Below are 10,436 nucleotides of genomic sequence, written 5' to 3'. Positions count from 1 at the left end.
GCCGGTTTGAAGCCCGGCACCGACATCCTGGCCGTGTCCATCGACGCCGTGCCCGACATATTCAAGGCCATGGCCGATGGGGAGGCGAATGCGACGGTCGAGCTGACACCCGACATGGCCGGCCCCGCCTATGACCTGCTGCTGGCCTATAAGAAGGATGGCACGGTGCCGCCGAAATGGGTGCAGACCCCGTCCACCCTGTACCTGCCGGACACGGCCGCCGCCGAGTATGATCGGCGCAAGGACCTGTATTGATATGGACCAAGCGCCGGTTTTGTTGGAGGCACGGGGCCTGACGCGGGTCTATCCCGGCGTCCGGGCCCTGGACGGTGTCGACCTGACGCTGCGCGCCGGTGAAATCCATGCGCTGCTGGGGGAGAACGGGGCCGGCAAATCCACCCTGATCAACTTGGCCACCGGCGCACAGCCGATCGATGGCGGCACCATCCGCCTGGACGGACGTGACGTATCGCCGAAAAGCCCGGCCGATGCCGCCGCTGCCGGCATCGTCGCCGTCTATCAGGAGATCACCCTGCTGCCCAACCTGTCGGTGGCGGAGAATATCTATCTGGGTCGGGAGCCGACGCGGTTCGGTCTAGTCAACCGTGCCCGGATGCGCCAGGACGCATCGGTGCTGCTGCGCCGGTTCGGCCTGTCCATCGATCCGTCCCTGCCGCTGGGCAGCTTCTCCACCGCCGTGCAGCAGCTGATCGCCATCGCCCGCGCCGTGGACATGTCGGCCCGTGTCCTGATCCTGGACGAGCCGACGGCCAGCCTGGACAGTGCGGAGGTGGCGGTCTTATTCCGCCTGATGCGCGAACTGGCTTCATCGGGCATGGGTATCATCTTCGTCACCCATTTCCTGGATCAGGTCTACGCCATTTCCGACCGGATCACCGTGCTGCGCGGTGGCCGGCTGGTGGGCGAACGCATGACGGCGGAGCTGCCCCGCCTGGATCTGGTGGCGATGATGCTGGGCAAGCTGCCCAGTGCCGACAGCCATCTGCAGCGCCATGCGGCGCGCAGCACCGGTTCCAGCTTCGTGCAGGTCAAAGGCCTGGGCCGCCGCCACCTTGTCGCCCCCTTCAATGCCGAGATAATGCAGGGGGAAGTGCTGGGCGTGGCCGGGCTGCTGGGGTCCGGTCGCACGGAAACCGCGCTGCTGCTGTTCGGGGCGGAGCGTGCCGATACCGGTGAGATCCTGGTAGACGGCAAGCCGGTCACACTGAGGGGCCCGCGTGATGCCATCCACCTGGGTTTCGGCTTCTGCCCGGAGGATCGCAAGCTGGACGGCATCATCCCCGACCTGTCGATCCGGGAAAATATCGTGCTGGCCCTGCAGGCCCGCCAGGGCTGGCTGAAACGCGTGCCCCCGGCCCGTCAGCGCGAACTGGCCGACGAGTACATAAAGCTGCTGAACATCCGAACGCCCGACGCGGAAAAGCCCATCCAGCTGCTGTCCGGCGGCAATCAGCAGAAGGCGCTGCTGGCCCGCTGGCTGGCCACCAAACCCCGCCTGCTGATCCTGGACGAGCCGACGCGCGGCATTGATGTCGGCGCGCATGCGGAGATCATTGTGCTGCTGGAGAAACTGCGTGATGAGGGCATGGCGCTCTATGTCATCTCGTCGGAGGTGGAGGAGGTGGCCGCCTATGCCGACCGCGTGATGGTGATGCGCGAACGCACCCAGGCCGGCCTGTTGTCGGGCGATGACGTGACGCCCGCCGCCATCATCGGCGCCATCGTCACGCCTTTGGACGGGGAACCGTCGGGACGGGCGGCATGAATGTGCCGGCCTGGTTCGTCGCGTCCCGCTCCCGCCTGGCCCTGCTGGCGCTGGTATTGCTGGCCAACATGGTGGTGGCGCCGGGCTTTCTGGAACTGCGGCTGGTCGATGGCCGCCTGTTCGGCGGCATTATCGACATCCTGAATCGCGGCGCGCCGGTCATGCTGCTGGCCGTGGGCATGGCGCCGGTCATCGCCACGCGCGGCATCGACCTATCGGTCGGGGCGGTCATGGCCATCGCCGGGGCGGTCGCCGCCGCGACCGTGAATGCGGGCCATGCCTGGCCGGTGGCGGTAATCGCCGCCCTGGGCACGGGTCTCGCCTGCGGGCTGTGGAACGGCATCCTGGTCACCTTCTTTCGCATGCAGCCCATCGTCGCCACCCTGATCCTGATGGTGGCGGGGCGCGGCGTCGCGCAGATGATTACAGAAGGCCGCGTCCTGACCTTCACCGATGACGGTCTGGCCGGCATCAGCAGCGGCACGCTGCTGGGCCTGCCGCTGCCCATCGTCCTGGCCCTGATGGCCGCCATCGTCACCGGCCTGCTGGTCCGCGCCACTGCCCTGGGCCTGTTCATCGAAGCGGTGGGCACCAGCCCGCGCGCCAGCCGGCTGGCCGGCGTGCCGGCCCCGTCGGTACTGATCTCCGTCTATGTCTGGTCGGGGCTGATGGCGGCCCTGGCCGGCCTGATCGCCACGGCCGACATCCGCGGCGCCGATGCCAACAATGCCGGCCTGTGGCTGGAGCTGGACGCCATCCTGGCCGTGGTCATCGGCGGCACCAGCCTGTATGGTGGGCGGTTCAGCATCGGTCTGTCGGTGCTGGGTGCGGTCATCCTGCAGGGCATGCGCACCTGCATCCTGCGCTCCGGTCTGCCGCCGGAACTGAACCTGCTGCTGATGGCCCTGGTCGTGGCCCTGGTGCTGGTGGTGCAGTCTCCAGCCTGCCAACCGGCCATCGCGCGTGTCACCGCCCGACTGAAGCGCCCCGGGAAGGGCCGGAGTGCGGCATCATGAGCATCAATGCCCGTACCCTGCCCTTCGTGGCGACCCTGTTCGTCTTCATCCTGCTCTATGCCGCCTGCGCGGTACAGTTTCCCGCCATGCTGGGCACGCGCGTCATGGCCAATCTGCTGACCGACAACGCCTTCCTGGGCGTGCTGGCCGTGGGCATGACCTTCGTCATCCTGTCGGGCGGCATCGATCTGTCGGTGGGGGCGGTCATGGGCTTCACCACCGTGGCCCTGGCGGTGACGGTGGAAAATCTGGGCCTGCACCCGCTGGCCGCCTTCACCATCGTGCTGGTTGGCGGTGCCCTGTTCGGCTGCGGCGTGGGGGCGGCCATCCATTATCTGAAGGCCCCGCCCTTCATCGTCACCCTGACGGCAATGTTCCTGGCGCGCGGGGCCGCACTCATGCTGTCCACCGACAGCATTCCCGTGCGCCACGGCTTCTACCAGTCGCTGTCGGGCCTGGCCATCGATCTGCCGGGCGGCGGGCGATTGGGGCTGATCGCCATCATCATGCTGCTGGCCTTCCTGGCCGGCGGGGTGCTGCTGCATTTCACCCGCTTCGGGGTGAAGATTTACGCGCTGGGCGGCAATGCCCGCTTCGCCGGCCTGATGGGCATCGATACCGCCCGCACCACCATCCTGGTCTATGGTTTCTCCAGCCTGATGGCGGCCCTGGCCGGCATCACCTTCTCGCTCTACACACGCTCCGGCTATGCGCTGACCGGTGTGGGGGTGGAGTTGGATGCCATCGCGGCGGTGGTGATCGGCGGCACCCTGCTGTCCGGCGGGGTGGGTGGCATGGCCGGATCGCTGATCGGCGTGCTGATCCAGGGGCTGATCCTAACCTGGATCACCTTCGACGGCACCCTGTCATCCTGGTGGACGAAGATTGCCATCGGCCTGCTTTTATTCATATTCATCGGACTGCAACGCCTGATCCTGCAATTCTCCGCCCCCACCGGGCGCACGGGGTAGAACATGTCCATCGCCCGCTGGGTCATCGATCGTCCATTGTCCAACCATGAACAGATCGTCCGGACCCTGGGGCTGGAGATATTGACCGGCGTGCATGCACCGGGTGCCAACCTGCCACCGGAGCCGGTTCTGCTGTCCCGCTTCGGCATTTCCCGAACGGCGCTGCGCGAGGTGTTGAAGACCCTGTCGGCCAAGGGGCTGCTGATTTCCAAGACACGGGTGGGCACCAAGGTGCAGGACCCGATCCATTGGAACTTCTTCGACGCCGACGTCCTGTCCTGGAAGGTCAGCCAGGGTCTGGACGAGACCCTGCGCCGCCACCTGCTGGAGGTGCGAACCGCGCTGGAACCGCAGGCAGCCTCACTGGCCGCCCTGCGCCGGACGGAAGAGGATGTGGTGGAGCTGCGCCGCTGCATCACCGCCATGGGCGACCCGGCCCATGACCAGCGCAGCTTCGCCCATGCCGACCTGGATTTCCACGTGGCCGTGGGCAGCGCCACCGGCAACCCGATGATGCGGTCCTTCGCGGCGGTGATCGAGGTGGCGCTGCTGGCCTCCTTCTCGCTGACCTCTCCCACCGACCGGCCGGAACTTCAGGCCCGCGTGGTGGCCGACCATGCTGCCATCGTCGATGCGATCGAGGCCGGGGACGGCGACCGCGCCGCCGCCGCCATGCGCAAGGTTATTCAGTCAGGGTATGATCGGGTGTAGTTACTCCACAAAATCCTCAACCCGCTGCCATCGCCCGCACAGGAAGGCATCGGCGACGATGCGCAGGGGCGCCAGGTCGGCATCCACCTTCCGCTCCGCCACCAGCCTGGCGAACAGGGCGTAGAGGTTGGTATATTCCTGCTCCTTCTGTTCCAGCTGCGCCACGCCGTCGATGCTGAGCACCGCGCCGCCGCGCGACAGGGTCAGGGTGCCCTGGTCGGTCTCCATCACGATGTCCCAGGTCTGCGGACCGGTCTGGCGCCAGTCGAATTCCGCTGTCACGGCCAAGCCCTGATGATCATGCATTTCCAGCCTGGCGGCGATCGGCGCCTGACGATTGCCCGGCACCTCCAGCGTGGCCTCGTTCACGATCAGGGCGTGCGGCAGGATATGGGTGATGATCGACAGGGCGTTGATGCCGGGATCGAAGACGCCCAGGCCACCCGGTTCCCAGATCCATTCCTGGCCGGGATGCCAGTGGCGCACATCCTCCTTCCAGGAGACATGGACGCGGCGCAGGTCTTTGCCTTCCAGCCAGACCTTGGCCGGCTCCACAGCTGGGGCGTAGCGGGAATGCCAGGTGGCCAGTAGGGCCACGCCCTTCTCCCGCGCCAGATCGATCAGATCATAGACTTCCGACAGGGTGGCGCCCGGCGGCTTTTCCAGCATCACATGCTTGCCGGCCGCCAGCGCACGGCGGGCAAGCGCGTGGCGGGCCTGCGGCGGGGTGCACAGGCTGATGGCGTCCACGTCGCCAGCCCCGTCCAGCAGGGCATCCAGCGTCTGGAAATTGGCCACGCCATCGACGCGCCCATGCCGGCTGGCCACGGCGGCCAGTTCATAATCCGGGCTGGCGGCGATGACGGGCAGGTGCTGGTCGCGGGCAATCTTGCCGACACCAACCAGACCGATCCGGATGCGGGACATGGGCGTTCCTTAGGGCATGGGGACAGGGTGCGTCTGGATAGCTCATTTTATATGATAAATCCAGCGCCGACCGGGCCGTCCGCTTGAATAGTCTTACTATTCGGCCTAAACATTGCCCACCCGATCCGCGCCGCAGGAACCTATGCCATGCCCATCGCTGCTCCCCTCACCACCGCACCCGGCCGCGGCCTGTTCGGCACCATGCCGGACGGAACGGCGGTGGAATGGGTGTCGCTGGTCAATGCGCATGGGGTCGCCGCCCGGCTGATCGGGCTGGGGGCCAGCCTGCAATCGCTTTGGGTGCCGGACCGCGACGGTGTGCTGGGCGATATCGTGCTGGGCCATGACGATCTGACGACATATCTGGCCAACCGCACCTTCCTGGGTGCCATTGTCGGCCGCTATGCCAACCGCATCGCCGGCGGGCGGTTCGACCTGGACGGCAAGGCCTTCCTGACCGCCCGTAATGACGGGCCGAACTGTCTGCATGGCGGGAAGAAGGGGCTGGATCTGGTGCCCTGGACGCTGGTCAGCCACAGCGCGCAGGAAGCGGTCTTTACCTGCAGCAGCGCCGATGGGGAAGAGGGGTTCCCCGGCAATCTGGACATCACCGCACGCTACAGCCTGGGCGACGACAACGCCCTGTCCGTGACGCTGGAGGCGGTGACCGATGCGCCGACAGTGGTGAACCTGACCAACCACGCCTATTTCAACCTGGGCGGGGCAGTGGAAGGGGGCGACATCATGGGCCATGAACTGACCCTGGCCGCCGGCCGCTACACACCCGTGGACGCCAACCTGATCCCCACGGGGGAGTTGCGTGATGTGGCCGGCAGCGTGTTCGATTTCCGCACAGCCCAGCCCATCGGCACCCGCATCCGCGACGCGGGCGAGGCGCAGCTGGTGCTGGCGCGTGGCTATGACCATAATTTCGTGCTGGATGCCGGCGGCGGGACGGAGCCCGCGTTCGCGGCCCGTCTGGCCGACCCCGCCACCGGCCGCACGCTGGAACTGTCCACGACCGAACCCGGCGTGCAGTTCTATTCCGGTAATTTCCTGCCGGGCAATCTGCCGGGCAAGGGCGGGCGGCTCTATCGCCAGGGCGACGCTCTGTGCCTGGAGCCGCAGAAATTCCCCGACAGCCCCAACCAGCCCGCCTTCCCCTCCGCCCGGCTGGAGCCGGGGCAGGTGTACCGCCACGTCTCCATCTACCGGTTCGGGGTTACCACTTCAGCGGCATGAGCCTTGGGCTCGTGCCGCTGAAGGCCGGCGACCGCCGGCCCGGCGCACATGCGCCGTAAGCCAAGCCGCCGGATGGCGGCGCCCGGCGCTTGAGGGCGCGCGTAAATATCAACGCGGCAGCGCCTGCACCGTCACCACCTTGATCTCCCCGCCCGGGGCGAAGGTGACGGTGGAGGATTGGCCCAGCGCGATGTCATGGATGCCGGTGACGGCGCCGGTGGTGATCAGGGTACCGGCCGGCAGGGCGATGGCGCGCGCCCGGCAATGGGCCAACAGGAAGGCCACCGCCTGCACCGGCGTGCCGGGGATGCTGGCGAAGCTGCCGGTGCCGACCACTTCCCCCTCGATCCGCGTTTCCACGGTCAGGCTTTCCGGGGCCGCATCCTGCCAGCCGGTCAGTTCCGGCCCGACGATCAGCCCGGCATTATTGCCAAAATCGCTGACCACCACGGTGGGGCCGAGCTTGTTGATGGTGGCCAGCGGGCTGCCCGCCAGTTCGATCCCGGCATGGATGGACCCGATCAGCGACCGGGCCTCCGCCTCATCCGACGGGCCATCGGCGGGCATGTCAGCCCCCAGCTTGACCACGAACTCGCCTTCCACGGCGGCGAAGCCGCCGGGAATGATCGGCAGTTCCACCACCTGACCGGCGCTGTAATCCCAGACATTGCCGTCGAACACCGGACCGGCCAGCCGCATGGCGCCCAGCTTTTCCCGAAAGGCGGGCGGCACCATGCCGATCTTCCAACCGCGCACCGTCGTGGGCCACAGCGACCGCGCCACGTCCTGGATGTCATAGGAGGTGGTCAGGTTGTCCGGAATGGTGCCGGGATAATCCGGCAGCGCCGTGGCGGCAAGGCGGGACGAGACGAAACGCTGGGCGATTTCCTGGGGTGCGGACACCGGAAGGCTCCTGGGCATTTGAAAAGGGGTTTGCGGGCGCCATCCTATGATGACACCGGTTTCCATTCAATATTCATGTTCCCGGGCGCCGACCTTCAGCGCGCTGGAACTGCTTACCGTGCCACCGGCCCGCTGCTTTCACGGACCACCAGATGCGGCTGCACGATGGTTTCGCGCAGCTTGGCGTCCGGCTGGGCGATGCGCTGGATCAGCTTTTCCGCCGCCATGCGGCCGATATCGCGGATGGGGGAGCGGACGGTGGACAGCGACGGGCAGGCGCGCGGGGCCAGCGGGCTGTCATCGAAGCCGACCAGCGTCAATTGCTGCGGGATGGGGATGCCCATGCGATAGGCGACACGCAGGACGCCGACCGCCATCTCGTCATTGCAGGCGAAGATGGCCGTAGGCGGGTTCTCCATCGTCAACAGCTTTTCGGCACATTCCTGCCCGCTCTCGAACGTGTAGGCGCCCTGGACGCACAGTTCGGGGTCCAGTGCCAGCCCATGCCGGGCCAGACCATCGGCGAAACCGCGGCGGCGCTCCTGGGCGGACTTGTATTGCGGTGTGCCGGCGATGAAGCCGATGCGGCGATGGCCCAGCTCGACCAGATGGTCGGCCACCTCCGCCGCCCCCTTGTAATCCTCATACACGACCAGATGGGCGGCCACGTCCAGCGGCACGCAGGCCACACGGATGAAACGGCAACCGATCTCCGCCAGCATGGCGGCCAGCGCCTCATCCTCCGACAAGGGCGGCAGCAGGATGACGCCATCCAGCTTCTGCCGCTCCACGAACTGCCGCATCTCCTTCATATAGGTCGGACTGCCGCGCAGGCAGGGATGCACCACCAGCTCGAACCCGCTCTTGCGGCAGGCCTCCAGAATGCCGGCCTGGACATTCACCACATACTGGCTGTTGGGATTGTCATAGATGATGCCCAACAGGAACGATCGCTGTGAGGCCAGACCACGGGCCTGGGGGTCCGGCTCATACCGGATATCGTCGATCACCTTCATGATCTTCTGCCGCGTCTCATCATTGACCAGCGGCGACTGGTTGATGACGCGCGATACCGTCTTCTTCGACACTTCCGCCAGGCGGGCCACGTCATTGATGGTGGGCCGGCGCTTCAGGTCCCAGACATAAGTTTTGGCCGTTTCCGGCTGGTCGGTGACGGGCGCGTCGGTCTCGGCGTCGGCAGTGCGGGCACGGGGCATGGAGGGCGCGGTCCCATCGTCTTGATGTTCAAGGGCATTCATTGTCCACCTGGGGGACAATCCATAGACTTACTGCACCGGGCAGCGCCAGGGCGCAACCCCTAAACGGCTTTGGTCCGGGACATCAGGGCTGGTCCGGCACCGCCATTTCATTTGCCAGGATCGATCGTTTGATGGTAACCGGTGTCAGCGGGGCTGTAAAGACGGCACTTATAACTGCCGCCCGTCCCCAGGGGAGGATAGCCATGCTACTGCGTAATCAATTTCTGACGGCCTTTGCGGCTCTGCTGATGCTGGCGCCCGCTCCCGCCGGGGCCGTGGGGCGTGACGTGGTGCCCGCCGCCATTCCCGCCTTTCCGGGTGCTGAGGGGGCTGGCGCCCATGCCATGGGGGGGCGGGCAGGCCGCGTCTTCATCGTCACCAGCCTGGAGGATGCAGGCCCCGGCACGCTGCGCGAGGCGGTAACGGCCAAGGGGCCGCGCACGGTCGTTTTCGCCGTGTCGGGCACCATCCGGTTGACATCCAACCTGAACATCAAGAACGATTTCATCACCATCGCCGGCCAGACGGCGCCGGGCGGTGGCATCACCCTGCGCGATTTTCCGCTGGTGGTGGCCGCCAACCATGTCGTCATCCGCCATGTCCGCTCCCGTCTGGGCAGCGCCTCGGGCCAGGAGGCGGACGCCATCTCCGTCTATGATGGCAAGCACATCATCCTGGACCATGTGTCGGCCAGCTGGTCCACCGATGAAAGCCTGTCGGTTTCGCAGAAATACAAGGACGGTCTGATCGGGCTGGACCAGGTCACCATCCAATGGTCGGTGATCGCCGAAAGCCTGAACAAGTCGGTGCATGCCAAGGGCGACCATGGCTATGGCACCCTGTCGCGCGGCTCGTTCGGCGCGCGTTACAGCTTCCATCACAATCTCTGGGCCAGCCACACGGCCCGCATGCCGCGCCCCGGCAATTTCGAAAGCCAGTCGGTGGACCCCACCGGCGCCTTCATGGATTTCCGCAACAATGTGTTCTTCAACTGGAAGGGCTCGGGCAAGCAGGGCGCGTCCGGCTATAACGCCGATACCGACGCGGTGACCGCCTATAATTTCGTGAACAACTACTATGTCTCCGGGCCGAATTCGAAGGGCGCCAAGGCCTTCGATGAGAAAAGCCCGGTGGCGAAGGGCTATTTCGCCGGCAACTGGATGAACCATGCCGAACCAGCCGATCCCTGGTCGCTGGTCACGGGCGAACAGGCTGAAGGTTACCGCCAGCCTGCCGCCATCCCCATGGCGCCGGTGACGACGGAGCCGGCCGACGCGGCCTATCGCGCCGTGCTGGCCAAGGCGGGGGCGGGCCCCGTGCGGGACGCGGTGGATGAACGGGTGATCGCCGGCCTGGCAAAGGGTGATGGCAGGATCATCGACAGCCAGGATGATGTCGGCGGCTGGCCCACCCTGGCCACGGCCCCCACCCCGGCCGATGGCGACGGCGACGGCATGCCCGACGCCTGGGAGAAGGCCCATGGCCTGAACCCATCCGACCCGGCCGATGGCGCCAAGGACGCCAATGGCGATGGCTATACGAACCTGGAAGAGTATCTGAACGGGCTGCGACCATAAAAAAGCCCCCGGCCCCGGAGGGAGGCCGGGACCGGGGGCTTTCA

9 protein-coding genes and 1 pseudogene are annotated in these 10,436 nt (G+C 66.5%); 7 read left to right on the top strand and 3 right to left on the bottom strand.

The window, feature by feature from the left end:
* The 5 genes and pseudogenes from AC1Q7F_RS13695 to AC1Q7F_RS13675 form a co-directional block, all read left to right on the top strand.
* Nucleotides 1-255 (top strand): annotated as a pseudogene (locus tag AC1Q7F_RS13695) (sugar ABC transporter substrate-binding protein); the annotation flags it as partial.
* Between the two features lies 1 nt (nt 256).
* Nucleotides 257-1,786, top strand: a complete 1,530-nt coding sequence (locus tag AC1Q7F_RS13690; RefSeq protein WP_492507679.1) for a sugar ABC transporter ATP-binding protein — start codon at nt 257-259, stop codon at nt 1,784-1,786.
* The gene (locus AC1Q7F_RS13685) at nt 1,783-2,802 is read left to right on the top strand and encodes an ABC transporter permease (RefSeq protein ID WP_492507677.1); all 1,020 of its coding nucleotides are present in this window, start codon (nt 1,783-1,785) and stop codon (nt 2,800-2,802) included. Before AC1Q7F_RS13690 ends, AC1Q7F_RS13685 begins: the two co-directional genes overlap by 4 nt.
* Nucleotides 2,799-3,773 (top strand): galactofuranose ABC transporter, permease protein YjfF, encoded by a 975-nt coding sequence (gene yjfF, locus AC1Q7F_RS13680; protein ID WP_492507675.1) that lies wholly within the window; start codon nt 2,799-2,801, stop codon nt 3,771-3,773. Before AC1Q7F_RS13685 ends, yjfF begins: the two co-directional genes overlap by 4 nt.
* A gap of 3 nt (nt 3,774-3,776) precedes the next feature.
* The gene (locus tag AC1Q7F_RS13675; protein WP_492507673.1) at nt 3,777-4,484 is read left to right on the top strand and encodes a FadR/GntR family transcriptional regulator; all 708 of its coding nucleotides are present in this window, start codon (nt 3,777-3,779) and stop codon (nt 4,482-4,484) included.
* Here the strand turns inward: AC1Q7F_RS13675 and AC1Q7F_RS13670 are convergent, their stop codons facing one another.
* On the bottom strand, nt 4,485-5,411 hold the full coding sequence (locus AC1Q7F_RS13670) for a Gfo/Idh/MocA family protein (protein WP_492507671.1): 927 nt from the start codon (nt 5,409-5,411) through the stop codon (nt 4,485-4,487).
* A gap of 147 nt (nt 5,412-5,558) precedes the next feature.
* On the opposite strand from AC1Q7F_RS13670, the gene AC1Q7F_RS13665 reads away from it, so the two are divergent.
* Nucleotides 5,559-6,653, top strand: coding sequence for an aldose epimerase family protein (locus AC1Q7F_RS13665; protein ID WP_492507669.1), 1,095 nt, complete (start codon nt 5,559-5,561; stop codon nt 6,651-6,653).
* 108 nt (nt 6,654-6,761) lie between these two features.
* Here AC1Q7F_RS13665 and AC1Q7F_RS13660 read toward each other — a convergent pair whose 3' ends face one another.
* Nucleotides 6,762-7,556: a 2-keto-4-pentenoate hydratase gene (locus AC1Q7F_RS13660; RefSeq protein ID WP_492507667.1), complete on the bottom strand. Its 795-nt coding sequence runs from the start codon at nt 7,554-7,556 to the stop codon at nt 6,762-6,764.
* Between the two features lie 113 nt (nt 7,557-7,669).
* The gene (locus AC1Q7F_RS13655) at nt 7,670-8,773 is read right to left on the bottom strand and encodes a LacI family DNA-binding transcriptional regulator (RefSeq protein ID WP_492507665.1); all 1,104 of its coding nucleotides are present in this window, start codon (nt 8,771-8,773) and stop codon (nt 7,670-7,672) included.
* Between the two features lie 245 nt (nt 8,774-9,018).
* Between AC1Q7F_RS13655 and AC1Q7F_RS13650 the strand changes: the two genes are divergently transcribed.
* On the top strand, nt 9,019-10,392 hold the full coding sequence (locus AC1Q7F_RS13650; RefSeq protein ID WP_492507663.1) for a pectate lyase family protein: 1,374 nt from the start codon (nt 9,019-9,021) through the stop codon (nt 10,390-10,392).
* Nucleotides 10,393-10,436 lie beyond the last annotated feature (44 nt).

The sequence above is a fragment of the Niveispirillum sp. GW835-FHT14G11 genome (assembly GCF_058793615.1).
This window is presented reverse-complemented; position numbering and strand designations above follow the sequence as displayed.